The sequence below is a fragment of the Microcella alkalica genome (assembly GCF_014137945.1).
Lineage (GTDB): Bacteria > Actinomycetota > Actinomycetes > Actinomycetales > Microbacteriaceae > Microcella > Microcella alkalica.
The window spans coordinates 279652-296688 of record NZ_JACGWX010000002.1; the positions used below are offsets into that span (position 1 = coordinate 279652).

The 17037-nt window shown below is 70.7% G+C and carries 16 protein-coding genes; 10 read left to right on the forward strand and 6 right to left on the reverse strand.

Going from position 1 to position 17037, the window contains the following annotated elements; all coding sequences use genetic code 11:
* Positions 1 to 7: 7 nt before the first annotated feature.
* From FHX53_RS05730 to FHX53_RS05740, 3 genes are all read right to left on the reverse strand, one after another.
* The gene (locus FHX53_RS05730; RefSeq protein WP_182490385.1) at positions 8 to 673 is read right to left on the reverse strand and encodes a response regulator transcription factor; all 666 of its coding nucleotides are present in this window, start codon (positions 671 to 673) and stop codon (positions 8 to 10) included.
* Positions 670 to 2220 carry a sensor histidine kinase gene (locus tag FHX53_RS05735; protein ID WP_182490386.1) on the reverse strand — a complete coding sequence of 517 codons (1551 nt, stop codon included), beginning with the start codon at positions 2218 to 2220 and terminating at the stop codon, positions 670 to 672. The genes FHX53_RS05730 and FHX53_RS05735 overlap by 4 nt, the downstream gene beginning before the upstream one ends.
* A gap of 62 nt (positions 2221 to 2282) precedes the next feature.
* Positions 2283 to 3356, reverse strand: a complete 1074-nt coding sequence (locus tag FHX53_RS05740; protein ID WP_182490387.1) for an App1 family protein phosphatidate phosphatase — start codon at positions 3354 to 3356, stop codon at positions 2283 to 2285.
* A gap of 165 nt (positions 3357 to 3521) precedes the next feature.
* On the opposite strand from FHX53_RS05740, the gene FHX53_RS05745 reads away from it, so the two are divergent.
* From FHX53_RS05745 to FHX53_RS05765, 5 genes are all read left to right on the forward strand, one after another.
* Positions 3522 to 4163 (forward strand): TetR/AcrR family transcriptional regulator, encoded by a 642-nt coding sequence (locus tag FHX53_RS05745; protein ID WP_182490388.1) that lies wholly within the window; start codon positions 3522 to 3524, stop codon positions 4161 to 4163.
* Between the two features lie 207 nt (positions 4164 to 4370).
* Entirely contained in the window at positions 4371 to 5195 is an 825-nt protein-coding gene (locus tag FHX53_RS05750; RefSeq protein WP_182490389.1) for an ATP-binding cassette domain-containing protein, read from the forward strand.
* Positions 5192 to 5836 carry an ABC transporter permease subunit gene (locus FHX53_RS05755; RefSeq protein WP_182490390.1) on the forward strand — a complete coding sequence of 215 codons (645 nt, stop codon included), beginning with the start codon at positions 5192 to 5194 and terminating at the stop codon, positions 5834 to 5836. Before FHX53_RS05750 ends, FHX53_RS05755 begins: the two co-directional genes overlap by 4 nt.
* Complete coding sequence (locus FHX53_RS05760) at positions 5833 to 6570, forward strand: ABC transporter permease subunit (RefSeq protein ID WP_182490391.1); 738 nt, start codon at positions 5833 to 5835, stop codon at positions 6568 to 6570. The genes FHX53_RS05755 and FHX53_RS05760 overlap by 4 nt, the downstream gene beginning before the upstream one ends.
* A gap of 16 nt (positions 6571 to 6586) precedes the next feature.
* Positions 6587 to 7504, forward strand: coding sequence for an ABC transporter substrate-binding protein (locus tag FHX53_RS05765; RefSeq protein WP_182490392.1), 918 nt, complete (start codon positions 6587 to 6589; stop codon positions 7502 to 7504).
* A gap of 60 nt (positions 7505 to 7564) precedes the next feature.
* On the opposite strand, the gene FHX53_RS05770 is transcribed toward FHX53_RS05765, so the two are convergent.
* A complete protein-coding gene (locus FHX53_RS05770; RefSeq protein ID WP_182490393.1) occupies positions 7565 to 8236 on the reverse strand; it encodes a VTT domain-containing protein in 672 nt (223 codons plus the stop codon).
* Between the two features lie 143 nt (positions 8237 to 8379).
* On the opposite strand from FHX53_RS05770, the gene FHX53_RS05775 reads away from it, so the two are divergent.
* The 5 genes from FHX53_RS05775 to FHX53_RS05795 all read left to right on the forward strand — a co-directional run bounded on the left by FHX53_RS05775 (position 8380) and on the right by FHX53_RS05795 (position 15774).
* A complete protein-coding gene (locus tag FHX53_RS05775) occupies positions 8380 to 9786 on the forward strand; it encodes a cytochrome ubiquinol oxidase subunit I (protein WP_182490394.1) in 1407 nt (468 codons plus the stop codon).
* A gap of 8 nt (positions 9787 to 9794) precedes the next feature.
* A complete protein-coding gene (cydB, locus tag FHX53_RS05780) occupies positions 9795 to 10814 on the forward strand; it encodes a cytochrome d ubiquinol oxidase subunit II (protein ID WP_182490395.1) in 1020 nt (339 codons plus the stop codon).
* 20 nt (positions 10815 to 10834) lie between these two features.
* A complete protein-coding gene (gene cydD / locus FHX53_RS05785) occupies positions 10835 to 12502 on the forward strand; it encodes a thiol reductant ABC exporter subunit CydD (protein WP_246335531.1) in 1668 nt (555 codons plus the stop codon).
* Positions 12499 to 14172: a thiol reductant ABC exporter subunit CydC gene (gene cydC, locus FHX53_RS05790; RefSeq protein WP_182490396.1), complete on the forward strand. Its 1674-nt coding sequence runs from the start codon at positions 12499 to 12501 to the stop codon at positions 14170 to 14172. Before cydD ends, cydC begins: the two co-directional genes overlap by 4 nt.
* Positions 14173 to 14343: 171 nt before the next feature.
* The gene (locus FHX53_RS05795; RefSeq protein ID WP_182490600.1) at positions 14344 to 15774 is read left to right on the forward strand and encodes an aspartate ammonia-lyase; all 1431 of its coding nucleotides are present in this window, start codon (positions 14344 to 14346) and stop codon (positions 15772 to 15774) included.
* A 33-nt stretch (positions 15775 to 15807) separates the two neighbouring features.
* Here the strand turns inward: FHX53_RS05795 and FHX53_RS05800 are convergent, their stop codons facing one another.
* Together FHX53_RS05800 and FHX53_RS05805 are read right to left on the reverse strand one after the other, a co-directional pair.
* Positions 15808 to 16092, reverse strand: coding sequence for a Rho termination factor N-terminal domain-containing protein (locus tag FHX53_RS05800; protein ID WP_182490397.1), 285 nt, complete (start codon positions 16090 to 16092; stop codon positions 15808 to 15810).
* The gene (locus FHX53_RS05805) at positions 16092 to 16970 is read right to left on the reverse strand and encodes an SDR family oxidoreductase (protein ID WP_182490398.1); all 879 of its coding nucleotides are present in this window, start codon (positions 16968 to 16970) and stop codon (positions 16092 to 16094) included. The genes FHX53_RS05800 and FHX53_RS05805 overlap by 1 nt, the downstream gene beginning before the upstream one ends.
* Positions 16971 to 17037: the final 67 nt, after the last annotated feature.

A 17037-nucleotide genomic window follows, 5' to 3' on the forward strand; every position in this document is an offset into this window, starting at 1 on the left:
CCGCGACTCATACGAGCCGATACCCCATGCCGCGCACCGTCTCGATACGGTCGGCACCGATTTTTCCCCGCAGGTAGCGGACGTAGACGTCGACCACGTTCGAACTGGGGTCGAAATCGAAACCCCATACTCGAGACAGGAGCTGTTCCCGCGACAGGACCTGGTCGGGGTGCTGGAGGAATTGCTCGGCAAGCGCGAACTCTCGCGCGGAGAGATCGATCGACTGCTGGCCGACCCTGATGCGCCGGGTGCGAAAGTCGAGCTCGAGGTCACCATGCCGAAGAACAGCTTCGTCAGCGGTGCTCCGCCCCGATTCCCGCAACCGCAGACGGATGCGCGCCAGTAGCTCATCGAACTTGAACGGTTTGGGCACGTAGTCGTTCGCCCCGGCGTCGAGCCCCTGGACGGTGTCGTCGAGGCTGACGCGCGCCGTCAGCATGATGACAGGGGTTGCGAGACCGCTCGCGCGCATACGCCTGAGCACGTCGAAGCCGTCCATCCCGCCCGGGAGGCCCACGTCGAGCAGTACGAGGTCGAACGAGCCGGTTTCGAGATAGTCGAGCGCCTCGCGCCCCGATCCGACCACCGTAGGGGCGTAGCCGCTGGCTGTGAGCCCCTTCTCGACGAAGTTCGCGATGCGCGCCTCGTCCTCGACGACGAGGATGCTGGTCATCGGGCCTCTCCCTCAGCAGGGGCCGCAAAGTCGAGATCGAACGCCCCCGGGGACGCGGGAGCCTCCGAGTCGACCGGCACGACGATTCCGAAGCGAGAGCCCGCCGGCGAGGTCTCCAGGTTGACATGCCCGCCGTGCGCGCGGGCGATCGCAGCGACGATCGACAGGCCGAGGCCGGAGCCGGCGACGCCGCGTCCTGCGTCGGCACGACCGAAGCGCTCGAAGATGCGTGTGCGGGACTCCTCGGGGATTCCGGGTCCTTCATCAGCGACCCAGAACTCGACGCCCCCCCGGTAGGCGCTCGAGCCGATGCGGATGGTCGACCCGGCAGGGGAGTGCTTCGCCGCATTGTCGGCGAGCTGGAGCCAGGCCTGCGTGATGCGGCTCTGCGACACCGCGGCGACGATCGGCAGGGAGCTTGCGAGCACCCACGTGTGGCCACCGATCGCCTGAGCCTTGCCGAAGACGGCTGCCGTGAGATCGGCGACGTCCGTCGGCTCCGTCGGGAGCTGACCGCCCTCCGTTCGCGCGAGGTCATCGATGTCGCTCACAAGCTCCGACATGCGGTCGAGCTCATCGATCGCGATGTCGCGGACCGCCCGCACCTCCGACGGATTTCCCGGATCGAGCAGCTCCAGATGGCCGCGGACGATCGTGATGGGCGTCTTGAGCTCATGGCGAACGTCGTCGAGCAGCTGGCGTTGGGCAGTGAGCGCGCCGTCGATGCGATCGAGCATCTCGTTGACCGTGGTCGTGAGAGCGCCGAGGTCGTCGCGTGTGCTCACGGGGATCCGCTCTGCTGTGTTCCTGGCGGTGATCCGCTCGGCGGCGAGCCGGAGCTCGCGCAGCGGGGAGAGCAGTCGCCCGGCGACGAACCACCCGACGGCGCCGACGAGAAGGATCGTCAGGGCGCTGAGCCACGCGTAGCCGACGAAGGCGCCGCCGACCTCGTCGACCTCGCGCTGCACGTCGATCGCGGTGATGAAGGCCCCTCTCTCGGTCGACCCGGAGATCTCGACGGGGGCGACGACGTATCGGACGGCTCGGACCCCCTCGAGGAGATCGGTGGTGGCCGTTCCGAGCACGACGGTGCCGCCCTGCGACTCCTCCCACGCTCTTGCGAGCAGAGCTGGGTCGTCGGCGAGCTCGAACGAGACCTCGACGCTCGGCTGCCAGGCGGGTTCGCCGTTCAGGAGCGCGATGCTGCTCTCATGCCGACCCGGTACGACGAACGACAGGATCGCCTCGAGGGCCTCGCCGACCGTCTCGTACGTGGGCGAGGCCGCGAGCTCGCCGCCTTCCCCCTCGACCGGCTCGTCCACTGCAGGCTCGTCGACCGCGGCCGCGGCGGGAGGATTGGCGAGGACCTGCCGAGCCGACTCGACGGCGGCCAGCAGCTCCAGGTCGATGCTCTCGATGACCCGTTCGCGCTGCACGAAGTAGGCGCTGATGCCGGCGAACGACATCCCGACGGTCGTGATGATGAGGATGACAGCGAGGATGCGCGCGCGAACCGACCAGGTCGGGACAGCGATCGCGCGCACCATGCCCTCATTATCGGCACCGAGGCTCAGGGAGACCCCCCGGATGAGAGGACTCTCACTCCGCGTCAGTCGAGGCGCGGGGTGTCCTCCGGGGCGATGACGCCCGCCAGTCCGAGCTCGAGCGCGAGCCCCGCGCCGTCCGGTGCCGAGACCCATGGGGCCGTCGTGACCGACCGCTCGGCGTCGTCGACCTGCCGCCTGCCTCCCGCGAGCACCGCCTCGCCGGGCGACAGCTCACGGATCGCGACCGCCCGCACGTTCTCGGGGTGGGCCGCGGAGAAGTCGCGGTAGAGATCCGCGTCGTGCTGCCCGTCATCTCCGACGAGGATCCACCGGATGGTCGGGAACTCGCGCGCGAGGCGCTCGAGGCTCTCGCGCTTGTGGTCGCGCCCGCTGCGGAAGAGGCGATCGTGCGTGGGCCCCCAGTCGGTCAGGAGCAGGGTGCCGTCGGGGTAGAGGTGGCGCGAGAGGAAGCGGTCGAGGGTGGGCGCGACGTTCCACGCCCCGGTCGAGAGGTACACGACGGGGCAGGACGGGTTCTCGCGCACGATGCGCTCGTAGAGCACGGCCATGCCCGGCACCGCCTGGCGCGCGTGCTCGTTGAGGACGAACGTGTTCCAGGCGGCGAGGAAGGGCCGGGGGAGCGCGGTGACCATGACGGTGTCGTCGATGTCGCTCAGGAGGCCGACCCGGGCATCCGGCTGCACGACGTAGACCGGCGCCTTCACGGCCGGGGTGTCCTCCACCTGCAGCTCGATCGTGCGCAGGCCCGGTTCGAGCTCGACGGCGACATCGACGTCGACGACCCCGCCGCGATCGGCGTAGACGGTGAACTCCTGACCGTCGACGCGGACGACGACCTCGGCGCCGCCGATCGCGATGCTCGTGAAGCTCCGCCAGCCGCGGATGGCCCTCGCGGGCTTGCGCAGGTCGAATCCCGGCTTGACCAGCAGAACGCGGCACAGGACGCGCACGAAGCCGGGCCCTCCGTAGCCGCTGTACGGCAGAACGATCGGCACCAGACCGCGCTTGCGGCCGCGGCGCTCGCGCGTGCGATGGATCGAGTCCTCGAAGGCGGCCGCCCTGCGGGCCCATGACGACCGCGGCTCTGGCTCGGGATCGGGAGTGACGGCCGGCATCGCTCCAGTCTGTCACGGGGGTCGGGGAGCTCGCGAAGCGCGCCGATGTTCGCGGCCGCGAACAGCGTCGCGACGCGGAGGAATATTCCTGACAGGAAAACCAGTCGATGTCTCAATTTGCGCGGTACCATCGCATCAGCCCGGTCGTCGAAAGGTACCCAGCCCATGTCAGCCATCGAACTGAGCACGACGCTCCTCACCGCGTCCGCTCCCATCCGCAATGAACCCGTGCAGGCGCGCAGCACCGCGCGCCTCGCCGCCCTCCTCGATTCGGCCGCGGCCGTCATCGACGAGATCGGCTACGAGCGCCTCACGACCGCGATGGTCGCCGATCGCGCCGGCGCCTCCATCGGCACCGTCTACCGCTACTTCCCCGACCGGATCGCCGTCCTCCAGTCGCTCTCGGCCCGCAACTCCGAGCGACTGCTCGCCCGCCTCGCCGACGCACTGGCCGCCGACGGGCACGCGACGGCGACGGATGCCCTCCTCGCGGTCCTCGACGTCACGGTCGACCTCTTCCGCTCGGAGCCGGGCTACCGCTCGCTCCGCGTCGGCGACGTGCTCGATCTGCTCCCGCCGAGCGCGGATGAGACGGCCAACGGTGTCGTCGCCCGAGCCGTCGCCGACGCTCTCGCGCGCCGCTACGCCCTGTCGCTCGGCGACAGCGACCGGCTCGCGATCTCCACGGCGCTCGAGATCATCGACGCGCTCGTCGCCCGCGCATTCGCGCGCCACGGCGACGGCGACCCCATCCTCCTCGACGAGGCCCGCCGCGTCGTCCGCGCGACGGTCGCCGGAGTGCTGTAGCCCGCGCCACCCGCAACCGATCGAGAGCCCCCGCCCCACCGGCGGGGGCTCTCGTCGTCTCCGGGCGGCGTGGGCCGAGCATCCGCATCTTCTGGATATGTGCCGGGAAAAGAGCACGATCGGGCACGTTCCGCACGATGCGGCTGTTTGACTGGGAGCACGCTGAGTGGCCCATCAGCGGCGATCGACATTGAGGAGTCGCGTTCTGTGATCGAGTTCCGCTCCATCTCCAAGACCTTCCCCGGCGGCACGACCGCCGTCGACGATTTCAGTCTTGTCATCCCCTCGCACAGGACGACGGTCTTCGTCGGCTCGAGCGGCTGCGGCAAGACGACCCTGCTGCGCATGATCAACCGCATGGTCGACGCCTCGAGCGGCGACCTCGAGATCGACGGCGAGAACGTCGCCCGCATCGATCCCGTTCGCCTGCGCCGCCGCATCGGCTACGTCATGCAGAACTCGGGCCTCCTGCCGCACCGCACCGTCATCGACAACATCGCCACTGTGCCGCGCCTCAATGGCGTCGCGAGGACGGTTGCTCACGCCCGCGCCCTGCAGCTCATGGACACCGTCGGGCTCGACCGCCTGATGGCCGATCGCTACCCCTCCCAGCTCTCCGGCGGGCAGCAGCAGCGCGTCGGCGTCGCGCGCGGCCTCGCCGTCGATCCGAACATCCTGCTCATGGACGAGCCCTTCGGCGCAGTCGACCCGATCGTGCGCGCCGAGCTGCAGCAGGAGCTCCTGCGCCTGCAGCGCGAGCTCGGCAAGACCGTCGTGTTCGTGACGCACGACATCGATGAGGCCTTCCTGCTCGGCGACCAGGTCGTCATCCTCGAGAAGGGCGCGCGCATCGCGCAGAAGGGCACGCCCGCGGAGATCCTCGCGAACCCCGCAAGCGACTTCGTGGCGAGCTTCATCGGCGCCGATCGCGGCAAGCGCGCGCTGAGCATCCGCGAGATCGACGGGGCGCGCGTCGTCGTCGACGCCGACGGCACGGTCGCGGGCCGACTCGTGGAGGCGGGCCCGTCGTGACCTGGGCGATCGCCAACATCGAGCAGATCCTCGCGCTGTCGCTCGAGCACGTGCGGCTGAGCATCCTGCCGATCGTGCTCGGCTTCGTCATCGCCATCCCGCTCGGCTGGGTCGCCCACCGCTTCCAGCTCACGCGCGGTCTGATCCTGACGCTCGTCGGTCTGCTCTACACGATCCCCTCGCTCGCGCTGTTCGTCATCCTCCCGCCCCTGCTCGGCCTGCCCTTCCTGAGCGAGGCGAACGTCCTCATCGCGCTGACCATCTACGCGGTCGCGATCATGGCCCGATCGACGGCGGATGCTCTCGCGAGCGTCGATCGCGACATCCAGCAGGCCGCCACGGCCATGGGGTACTCCTCCTGGCGGCGGTTCTGGGCCGTCGACTTCCCCCTCGCGGGGCCGGTCCTCCTCGCGGGGCTCCGCGTCGTCGCCGTGAGCACGGTGAGCCTCCTCACGGTCGGCGTCGTCGTCGGCGTCGACAGCCTCGGCTACCTGTTCACGAACGGCTCGCAGCGGGGCATCATCGAATCGGTGCTCGCGGGCGTCGTCGCGACCGTCGTGATCGCGCTGCTGTTCGACCGCATCCTCGCCCTCATCGGCGCGTGGCTCATGCCGTGGACGCGCGTGAAGGGGGCATCGTGAACCTCTTCCTCGAGGCGATCGCCTGGATCCTCGAGCCCGCCAACTGGCAGGGCCAGCGGTCGATCCCCGTCCGCATCGGCGAGCACCTGTTCTACACGGTCCTCGCCGTGCTCGCCGCGTCGATCATCGCGATCCCGCTCGGCTGGCTCATCGGGCACACCGGGAAGGGCCGCGAGATCGCGGTCGGCATCTCGGGCGCCGCGCGCGCCCTGCCGTCGTTCGGCCTGCTCTTCCTCTTCGTCATGATCGCGGGCGTGCTCCTGCGCGGGCCGTCGGCCGTGCTCGTGCTCGTCCTGCTCGCGATCCCGCCGATCCTCGCGGGCGCCTACGCGGGCCTTGAGGTCATCGACCGCCGCGTCATCGACGCCGCGCGCGCGATGGGCATGACCGAGTGGCAGATCCTGTGGCGCGTCGAGGTGCCGCTCGGGCTCCCGCTGCTCATGGGCGGGCTGCGCAGCGGCACCCTGCAGGTCGTCGCGACGGCCGTGCTCGCGGCGTTCGTCAACCTCGGCGGGCTCGGCCTGCCGATCGTCGAGGGCATCGCGCTGCGCGACTACGACCGCATGCTCGGCGCGGCGATCCTCATCATCGCCCTCGCCCTCCTGCTCGACGCGCTGTTCGCGGTGCTCGAGCGCTACGCGGTGCCGCGCGGCGTGCGCGCGCGCCGCGCCCCAGAGCTCCGCACGACGGCCCCGCGCCGACGCGCGGCGGCGGGAACCCCCGCCACCACCTGAGAGAAAGAAGATCGTGATGTTCACAGCAAGGAACAAGGGCCGGATCGCGATGACCGCGACCGTGGTCGGGGCGGCATTGGCCCTGGCAGGGTGCGCGTCGGGTGATCCGCTGGAGCCCGGCACCGACCCGGATGCGGGGGGCTCGAGCGAGACGATCGTCATCGGCTCGCAGGCCTACTACTCCAACGAGATCATCGCCGAGATCTACGCCCAGGCCCTCGAGGAGGCCGGGTTCGAGGTCGAGCGCAACTTCAACATCGGCCAGCGCGACGCGTACATCCCCGCGATCGAGGCGGGCGAGGTCGACCTGTTCCCCGAGTACACGGGCAACCTCCTGCAGTTCTACGTCCCCGACACCGCGGCCACGGCCGAGGACGAGGTTTACGAGGAGCTCCAGGGCGCACTGCCCGAGGGCCTGCAGGTGCTTGATCAGTCGTCCGCGACGGACCAGGACAGCTACAACGTCACCGCCGAGTTCGCCGAGGCCAACGGTCTCGAGTCGATCGCCGACCTCGCGGGCGTCGAGGGCCTTATCCTCGGCGGCAACCCCGAGCTCGCCGAGCGCCCCTACGGCCCCGCGGGCCTCGACGAGGTCTACGGCGTGACGGTCGAGTTCCAGGCCACGGGCGAGACGACCGTCGAGTCGCTCCTCGAGGGCGTCGTGAACATCGCCAACGTCTACAGCGCCGACCCGCGCATCGGCGAGAACGACCTCGTGACCCTCGCCGACCCCGAGGGCCTGTTCCTGGCCTCGAACGTCGTGCCGGTCGCGAGCGCCGATCTGTCGCAGGACGCGATCGACGTCATCAACGAGGTCAGCGCCGCGCTGACCCCCGAAGGACTCGTCGGCCTCAACGTCCAGAGCACGGTCGACCAGCTGTCGGCCGCCGAGATCGCGGAGGGCTGGCTCGAGGAGAACGGCTTCCTCGGCTAGTCGCCACGGCATCCCACGCCCGACGGGGGCGGAGCGCGCGCTCCGCCCCCGTCGTCGCGCTCAGTCCTCGCGCGTGCGGGCGTCGCCGTCGCCGGGGCGCGCCATGAATCGCGCCGAGTAGCGGTCGAGCAGCTTCTTCACGAGCCACACGACGGCGAGGAAGGCGAGGATGATGCCGACGAACAGGTAGGCGGCCCAGCTGACCTGGCCATCGAGCTCGCGGTACGTGCCCGCAGCGGCAGACCCCACGGAGACGTAGAGGAACGACCAGATCGTCGACGCGGCCGCGAGCCACAGGATGAAGGTGCGGTAGCGCAGCGTGCTCATGCCCACGGTGAGCGGTGTGAGCGAGTGCAGCACGGGGAGGAAGCGCGAGGTGAAGACCGCGATGCCGCCGCGGTGATCCAGGAAGTTCTCGGCGCGCACCCAGTGCTTCTCGCCGATCAGTCGACCCACCCGCGAGGCTCGGAGCCACGGGCCGATCGTGCGGCCGATCCAGAATCCGATCGAGCCCCCTCCGAGCGCTCCGACGATGCACGTGACGACGAGAGCGAAGTACTCGGCGGGGGAGCCGACGGCGGTCGCCGCGACGAGCACGACCGTGTCGCCCGGAACGACGAGACCGACGAGAACGCTCGTCTCGAGCATGATGAACAGACCGGCGAGGAGGGTCCGCACCACCGGGTCGACCTCCTGGACGGTGTCGAGCAGGCCGTCGAGGATGTCGTTCACGTGCGCGAGCCTACCGACGCGAGCCCGGTGGGCGCTGAGGAACGCCTCGGGATTCGGGACCTTCGGCCCCTGCCGACCCCGAGTGCCGATTCCTAGGGTGGAAGGGAACCCACCCCACCCCGACGCAAGGCGGTCCGTCTCCCGTGCTCGACTGGCTCGATCCGCTCGCCCTCGCCCGCTGGCAGTTCGGTCTCACGACTCTTTACCACTTCCTGTTCGTCCCGCTCACGATCGGCATGGCGTTCCTCGTGGCGATCCTGCAGACCGCGTGGGTGCGCACGGGGAAGCTGAAGTACCTGCACCTGACGCGGCTCTTCGGCCGCATCTTCCTCATCAACTTCGCCATGGGCGTCGTGACGGGGATCGTGCAGGAGTTCCAGTTCGGCATGAACTGGAGCGACTACTCGCGCTTCGTCGGCGACGTCTTCGGCGCCCCGCTCGCGATGGAGGGCCTGCTCGCGTTCTTCCTCGAGGCGACCTTCATCGGGCTGTGGATCTTCGGCTGGGACAAGCTGCCGGCGAAGCTGCACCTCGCGTCGATCTGGATCGTGTCGATCTCGACGATGCTTTCGGCGTACTTCATCCTCGCCGCGAACGCCTTCATGCAGAACCCCGTCGGCTTCACGATCAACGAGGAGCGCGGCCGCGCCGAGCTCACTGACATCGTCGCGGTGCTGACGAACCCGGTCGTCGTCGCGTCGTTCCCGCACACGATCTTCGCCTCGATCATGTTCGCGGCCGTCGTCGTCGTGGCGGTTGCCGCGTATCACCTCGCCAGGGGCCAGTACGACGAGACGATGCGCACCGCCCTGAAGTTCGGCGGCATCACGAACCTCGTCGCCTTCGCCGGAGTCGCGTTCAGCGGCGACCAGCTGAGCCTCGTGATGGTCGCGACCCAGCCTATGAAGATGGCGGCGGCCGAGGCGCTCTACGAGACAGCGGGTCCTGCGAGCTTCTCGATCTTCTCGCTCGGCACCCCCGACGGCTCGAGCGAGATCTTCTCCATCCGCGTCCCGTACCTGCTCTCGCTGCTGTCGACGCACACGCTCACGGGCGAGGTCGAGGGCATCAACGACCTGCAGGCGCAGTACGTCGAGCAGTTCGGCCCCGGCGACTACACGCCCATCATCTGGGTCACCTACTGGTCGTTCCGCTGGATGATCGGGCTCGGCTCGCTCGCGGCCCTCATCTCGGCCGTCGGCCTCTGGCTCACCCGCGGCGGCCGCACGCCCGCCGGCTGGGCGTGGAAGGTCGCCATCTGGGCCGCTCCTCTGCCGATGATCGCGAGCCTCGTCGGCTGGATCTTCACCGAGATGGGTCGCCAGCCGTGGCTCGTGTTCGGCCTCATGAAGACGGAGGACGGCGTATCGCCGAACGTCACTGGGCTCGAGGTGCTCATCTCGCTCGTGGTCTTCACGATCCTCTACGGCGCGCTCGCCGTCGTCGAGTTCAAGCTCATCGTGAAGGCGGCGATCGAGGGGCCGAAGGAGTGGGAGAACCACGCCGACGCGGACGACATCGACCACGCCAAGCTCGCCACGGTCTACTAGGAGCACCCATGGATCTCGCCACCCTCTGGTTCCTCATCGTCGGGTTCTTCTTCATCGGGTACTTCGTGCTCGACGGCTTCGACTTCGGCGTCGGCATGTCGCTGCCCTTCCTCGGCAAGGACGACACCGACCGGCGCCAGATCATCAACACGATCGGCCCGGTGTGGGATCTCAACGAGACCTGGCTCATCGTCGCCGGCGCCGCGCTCTTCGCGGCCTTCCCGTACTGGTACGCCACGCTGTTCAGCGGCTTCTACCTCGCCCTCCTGCTGATCCTCGTGGCCCTCATCCTCCGCGGGGTGTCGTTCGAGTACCGGCACCAGGGCCGCAGCCCCGAGTGGTCGGCCGCCTTCGATCGGATGATCGTGATCGGCTCCGCCGTGCCCGCCCTGCTGTGGGGCGTCGCCTTCGCGAACATCGTTCAGGGCACCCCGATCGACGAGGCAGGCAACTTCACCGGCACCCTGTTCACGCTCCTCAACCCCTATGGACTCCTCGGCGGCCTCACCACGCTTCTGCTGTTCTTCACGCACGGCGTCCAGTTCGTCGCCCTCAAGACCGACGGCGAGCTGCGCGAGCGCGCTCGCGCTCTCGCCTCCCGTGCGGGCGTCGCGACGATCGTCGTCGCGGCGGTGTTCCTCGCCTGGACGGTGCTCGCCCATCTCGACGCTCCCCACGCCATGCTCATCGCCGCACTCGCCGCGGCCGCCGCGCTGACGCTCGTCGGGGCGACGGTCGCGAACCGCGCGGGCCGCGAGGGCTGGGCGTTCGGCCTCTCGGCCGCCACGACCGTCTTCGCGGTATCGACGATCCTCGCCGCGATGTTCCCGAACGTCATGCCCTCGACGATCGACCCGGCGTACAGCCTCACGATCGAGAACGCATCGAGCACCGAGTACACGCTGCAGGTCATGACGTGGGTGGCGGTGTTCATGATCCCGCTCGTGCTGCTCTACCAGGGCTGGACGTACTGGGTCTTCCGCAAGCGCGTCACCCGCGCATCCATCCCGGTGGGGGCGGCGCACTGAAGCCCCTCGACCCCCGCCTGCTGCGCACCGCCTCGGCCGCCCTCACGCTCCTCGCGCTCGGTTCGGCCGTCGGCGCCGCGCACGTGGCGAGCATCGTCGCGTTCTGCTGGTTCGCCGCGAGCAGCATTGCGGCGGTCATCGAGGGCGCGCCCCTCGATTCGCTCGGGATGCTCGTGGCGGCGACCGCCGCATCCGTCGTCGCCAGGGCGCTCACGCAGGCCGCGCTCGACGGACTCGCCGCCCGCGGCGCCGCCCGGGTGAAGAGCCAGCTGCGTCGGCGCGCGATCGAGGCGATCGACCGCGGCGGTTCGGCCTCGCTCGGCTCCCGCTCGAGCGCGTCGCTCGCGACGGTGATCGGCCCGGGCCTCGATGCGATGGACGGATACGTCGGGCTGTACCTGCCTCAGCTGATCCTCACGGCGGTCGCGACGCCGATCGTCGTGGGCGTGCTGCTGCTCGCCGACCCCGCGACGGGCATCGCCGTGATGGTCACCCTCCCGCTCATCCCCGTGTTCATGGTGCTCATCGGGTGGGCGACGCAGGCTATGCAGCGCTCCCAGTGGGAGGCGCTGCAGTCGCTCTCGCAGGGCTTCCTCGAGGTCGTGCGAGGCCTGTCGACCCTCACGATCTTCGGGCGCCAGCACCGGCAGACGACCCGCATCGAGGCCGTCACCGACGCCTACCGCACTCGCACCATGAAGGTCCTCCGGGTGTCGTTCCTGTCGAGCTTCGCGCTCGAGCTCGCCGCGAGCCTCTCGGTCGCGGTCGTCGCGGTGTCGGTCGGCGTGCGCCTGATCGACGGCGCCATCCCGTTCGCGCTCGGGCTCTTCGTGCTCATCCTCACTCCCGAGGCCTACCTTCCGCTGCGGCTCGTCGGGGCTCGGTATCACGCGGCGGCGGACGGCATCGCGGCCTCGGACGACGTGCTCGACCTCATCGCGACCGGTGCGGATGCCCGCCTCGCTCGGGCGGCCCCGCCCGCCCCCGAGACGCCCCGCGACGGCGAGGCGTACGATGTCGCCCTCGCGCTCCGGGGCGTGACCGTCGAGCGCGCCGGCCGCGCGGTCGTCTCCGGTCTCGACGCGTCCTGGCGGCACGGCTCAGTCGTCGCGATCACCGGGCCGAGCGGCACGGGCAAGTCGACGCTCGTCGCCGCCATCCTCGGCTTCGTCCCCGCGGGGGGGCGCGTGCTCCTCGCGGGCCGCGCCGTGCCGGCCGACGAGCGTCTGACGCGCATCGCCTGGGCGGGGCAGACCCCCGAGCTCACGTCCGGGTCGCTCGAGGAGGTCGTGACGCTCGGCTCTGAGCATCCCGATCCTGCGCTCGTCGCTCGCGCGCTCGCGCTCGCAGGCACCCTCGATGTGCCCCTCACGACCGTCCTCGGGCCGGCGGGGCAGGGGCTCTCGGGTGGCCAGGCGCAGCGCGTGGCCATCGCGCGCGCCGTCTACCGCGCGCTCGAGCGCGATCTCGGCACGATCGTGCTCGACGAGCCGACCTCCGCCCTCGACGCCGAGGCGGAGGAGCGCGTCGTGCGCGGGCTCCGGACGCTCGCGGGAGAGGGCCGGCTCGTCGTCGTCGTCACTCACCGGCCCGCGCTCGTCGCGGCCGCCGACGTCGTCCTCGACCTCGGTTCGGCGTCCGCGCGCGCTCGCCTCGAGGCACGAGGCCCTGAGGTGGTCGCGCGATGACGCGCGTCGACATCCGCCCGGTTCTGCGGGCCGCGCAGCCGCCGCTCGGCGCGCTCGCCCCCGCCCTCGCCCTCGGCGCTCTCGCCGCAGGATCCTCGGTCGCGCTGCTCGCGACCTCCGCCTGGCTCATCGCGCGCGCCGCCGAGCAGCCGCCAATCCTCTTCCTCGGCTTCGCGATCGTCGGCGTGCGCGCCTTCGCGATCGGGCGGGCCGTGCTGCGCTACCTCGAGCGCGTGGCGGGTCACGACGCGGCCCTGCGCGCGCTCGCCGGACTGCGGGTGAGCGTCTTCCGACGGCTCGTGCCCGTCGCTCCGGACGGCCTGCGCGCCACGCGCTCGGGGGATGTGCTGACGACCGTCGTGCAGGACGTCGATGCGCTGCAGGATCTCCCGCTGCGAGTGGTCCAGCCCCTCGTGAGCGCGGCGATCGTGGCCGGCCTCGCGGTCGTCGGTGTGGCCTGGGTGTCGCCCCAGGCCGCGCTCGTCCTCGCGATCGGGCTCGCGGTGACCGCGGCTGCCGCGACGGCGGTGCTCGCCGCGCTCAGCCGCGATGCCGAGCGTCGGATCTCCCCCCTGCGAGCCGACCTCGCCGACGCGGTGCTCGAGTACGTCTCGCGCTGGGAGACCCTCCGGGCGTTCGGCGCCGACGGCGAGCGGCGGGAGGCTCTGCTCGCGCTCGATGCGCGCCTCCGCCGTGCGCAGTCGCGCCAATCCGCGGCTGCGGGAGCCGTCGCCGCGCTCGTGACCCTCGGCGGCGGCGCGATGCTCATCGCGACGCTCCTCGCCGTGCAGCCCGAGCTCGCGAGCGGCGCTCTCTCCGGGCCTGAGCTCGCGATGCTCGTCCTCCTGCCCCTCGCCGTGATCGAGGTCGTCGGCGCCCTCCCATCGGCGGTGGGGGCGTGGTGGCGCGTCCGCACGAGCGCTGAGCGCATCGCGACGGTCGTGCCCGAGCACGTGCCCGCCGAGATCCCGCTCGCGCCCGAGCATCCGCGGGCCCTCCCCCCGATCGGGCAGCCGGGAGCGTCGTCGCTGCGGCTCGCAGGCGTCGCGGCGCACTGGCCGGGGGATGCCCGGCCCGCGCTCGCTCCCCTCGACCTCGAGCTGCACCCAGGCGACCGCGTCGTGCTCGAGGGGCCGAGCGGCGCCGGGAAGACGACACTCGCGCACGTGCTCGTGCGCTTCCTCGAGCACGAGGGCAGGTACGAGCTCGGCGGCGTGGACGTGCGCGAGCTGCACCCCGACGAGGTGCGGCGCCGCGTCGTGCTGCTGGAGCAGCACCCGCACCTGTTCGATGAGAGCATCCGCCAGAACCTGATCTTCGCGCGGGACACGGCGAGCGAGGACGAGCTGCTGGCGGTGCTCGAGCGCGTGGGGCTCGGCGAGTGGGCGGTCGAGCGCGGCGGGCTCGATGCTCCCGTCGGCGAGCGGGGCAGGCTCGTGTCGGGCGGGCAGGCCCAGCGCATCGCGCTCGCGCGGGCTCTGCTGTGCGACGCGCCGGTGCTCGTGCTGGACGAGCCGACGGCCAATGTCGACGCCGACCGATCGGAGGCGCTCCTGGAGGAGCTGCTCGGCGCGGCCGCCGGCCCCGAGCGCGCGGTGCTCGTCATCTCGCATGCTCCTGTGCCCGACCGGCTCGTGACGCGGCGAGTGCGCATCCGGCCTGCTCGCTGAGCGCCGCACCAGTAGACTCGTGCCGCCACCGCCACTGCTGTCGAACCCATAAGGAAGAGGCATCCATTCATGGTGCGCACCACTGGCCCTGCTCCGAGTTTCACCACGAGTGACGACGGAGTCCCGATCTACCGACCCGGCCTACGCGAGGCCGGCGAGTCCCCGCGCGAGATGCGCATGGAGCACGACTCACTGGGCTCGATGCCCATTCCCGCCGACGCGTACTGGGGCATCCACACCGCCCGCGCGCTCGAGAACTTCCCCATCACGCGCCGCGCGCTCTCCAACCACCCCAACCTCGTCATCGCCCTCGCGTTCGTCAAGCAGGCGGCCGCGCGCGCGAACGCCGAGATCGGGGTCCTCAACGCCGAGAAGGCGGGCGTGATCGATCGCGCGTGCCAGGAGATCATCGAGGGCCACCTGCACGACCAGTTCGTGCTCGGCGTGCTGCAGGGCGGCGCCGGGACGAGCACGAACATGTCGGTCAACGAGATCGTCGCCAACCGCGGTCTCGAGCTGCTCGGCCACGCCAAGGGCGAGTACGAGCACCTGCACCCGATCGACGACGTCAACCGCAGCCAGTCGACGAACGACGTCTACCCCACGGCGATCAAGCTCGCCATGGTCCTGAGCCTGCGCACGCTCCTGGAGGAGCACGAGCTGCTCAGCGAGTCGTTCGCGAGGAAGGGTCGCGAGTTCGCGCACATCCTCAAGGTCGGCCGCACCCAGCTGCAGGACGCCGTGCCGATGACTCTCGGGCAGGAGTTCCGGGGCTTCGCGACGACGATGCGCGAGGACCACGACCGGCTCTCCGAGGTCATCCCGTGGCTCAACGAGATCAACCTCGGCGCGACCGCGATCGGCACGGGGATCACGGCCGACCCGCGGTACGCCGAAAGCGTGCGCCGCCACCTCTCCGAGGTCTCGGGCTACGAGATGGAGACCGCGCCCGACCTCATCGAGGCGACGAGCGACGCGGGCATCTTCATGACCCTCTCCGGCACGCTCAAGCGCGCCGCGGTGAAGCTGTCGAAGATCTGCAACGACCTGCGCCTGCTCTCGAGCGGGCCCCAGGCGGGCTTCGGCGAGATCAACCTTCCGCCACGCCAGGCCGGGTCGTCGATCATGCCGGGCAAGGTCAATCCTGTGATCCCCGAGGTGGTCAACCAGGTCGCGTTCTCGATCATTGGGGCGGATGCGACCGTCACGGCCGCCGCTGAGGCGGGGCAGCTGCAGCTCAACGCCTTCGAGCCGGTGATCGCCACGAGCATCATGCAGTCGCTGGCGTGGATGACCAACGCGTGCCGCACGCTGCGCCTGAACTGCGTCGATGGCATCACCGCCAATGTCGAGCGGCTCAGCGAGATGGTCGATCTGAGCGTCGGGGTCGTCACGGCCCTCACGCCGTACATCGGCTACCAGGCGTCGGCGAAGCTCGCCTACGAGGCGCTCAACTCTCCCCTGTCGATCCGGCAGATCGTCGTCGAGCGCGGCCTCATGTCGGCGGAGGACGTCGAGCGCGTGCTCTCGCCCGAGCGGCTCTCCGGCGCGGTGCCGATGACGGGCGCGATCGCCCTGCCGATGGTGCCGGTCGAGGACTGACACCGCAGCAGGGCGACCGCACGGGTCGCGAGCTCAGTGCTCGCGGAGGCGCTCGATGAGCTCGCTCTTGCGCAGCCGCGAGTAGCCGGTGAGGCCGAGCTCCTTCGCGCGCTCGCGCAGCTGCCCGACCGTGCGCGAGTCGTAGTCCTCCGCGTGCCCGCCGCGACGGCCGATCGACGATCGGCCGTCGCGCGCGGCAGCGTTGCTGATCCGCGCCGCCTTGCTCGGGCTCATGCCGTCGTCAGTAAGCGTGTCGTAGAGCTCCGGGTCCTTGAGGCTCGGCCTCTTCTCTGCCCCGCCACTCCCCGTCGGCGCCATCAGAGGCTCTTGCCGCCGGTCACCGGAAGCACCGCGCCCGAGACGTAGCTCGCGTCGTCGCTCGCGAGGTAGACGTACGCGGGAGCGACCTCGGCGGGCTGGCCGGCGCGCCCCAGCGGGGTGTCCTGACCGAACTCCGGCAGGGTCTCCGGCCAGCTCGTCGCGGGGATCAGCGGCGTCCAGATCGGGCCGGGGGCGACGGCGTTCACGCGGATGCCCCGCTCGCCCAGCTCGGCCGCGAGCGCCCGCACGAACGCCACCTGCGCCGCCTTCGTCATGGCGTAGTCGATGAGCGTCGGCGAGGGGTGGAAGGCCTGGATCGATGACGTCACGATGATCGAGGCTCCCGCCGGGAGGTGGGGAATCGCCCCGCGCGCCGTCGCGACGAGCCCGTAGAGGTTGGTGCGCATGACGCGGTCGAAGTCCTCCATCGGCAGCGACTCCAGGCCGTCGCGCTTCTCCTGGTATGCGGCATTGAGCACGAGCAGATCGAGCCCACCGAGCGACTCGACGGTGCGCTCGACGATGGCGGCGGCGTGCTGCTCGTCGCGCACGTCGCCGGGCAGGAGCGCGCACTCGCGCCCCGCATCCGACACCCAGCGGGCCGTCTCGCGGGCGTCCTCGTCCTCCTCGGGGAGGTAGGAGATCGCGACGTCGGCGCCCTCGCGCGCGAACGCGATCGCGACGGCACGGCCGATGCCGCTGTCGCCGCCGGTGATGAGCGCGCGGCGATCGCGGAGGCGATCGGAGCCTCGATAGCTTTCCTCGCCGTGGTCGGGGGCGGGCGTCGTCGCGTCGGTGAGGCCCGGCTGCGACTGCTCCTGCTCGGGGAAGCCCTCGCTGCGGTGGAGGGTCGTCGGGTCGGTCGTGCTGCTCATGTCGCTCCCTTCGGCGGACGCCGGCGCGGCCGCGGGGGCCACGGTACGACCGGCGGGACCGAGCTCG

Coding starts and splice junctions, on each gene's coding strand:
- FHX53_RS05740 (WP_182490387.1), bottom strand. CDS start 3,356: ATGCCGGCCGTCACTCCCGATCCCGAGCCAGAGCCGCGGTCGTCATGG.
- FHX53_RS05800 (WP_182490397.1), bottom strand. CDS start 16,092: ATGGCGCCGACGGGGAGTGGCGGGGCAGAGAAGAGGCCGAGCCTCAAG.
- cydC (WP_182490396.1), top strand. CDS start 12,499: ATGACGCGCGTCGACATCCGCCCGGTTCTGCGGGCCGCGCAGCCGCCG.
- FHX53_RS05805 (WP_182490398.1), bottom strand. CDS start 16,970: ATGAGCAGCACGACCGACCCGACGACCCTCCACCGCAGCGAGGGCTTC.
- cydB (WP_182490395.1), top strand. CDS start 9,795: ATGGATCTCGCCACCCTCTGGTTCCTCATCGTCGGGTTCTTCTTCATC.
- FHX53_RS05765 (WP_182490392.1), top strand. CDS start 6,587: ATGTTCACAGCAAGGAACAAGGGCCGGATCGCGATGACCGCGACCGTG.
- FHX53_RS05730 (WP_182490385.1), bottom strand. CDS start 673: ATGACCAGCATCCTCGTCGTCGAGGACGAGGCGCGCATCGCGAACTTC.
- FHX53_RS05795 (WP_182490600.1), top strand. CDS start 14,344: ATGCGCATGGAGCACGACTCACTGGGCTCGATGCCCATTCCCGCCGAC.
- FHX53_RS05735 (WP_182490386.1), bottom strand. CDS start 2,220: ATGGTGCGCGCGATCGCTGTCCCGACCTGGTCGGTTCGCGCGCGCATC.
- FHX53_RS05745 (WP_182490388.1), top strand. CDS start 3,522: ATGTCAGCCATCGAACTGAGCACGACGCTCCTCACCGCGTCCGCTCCC.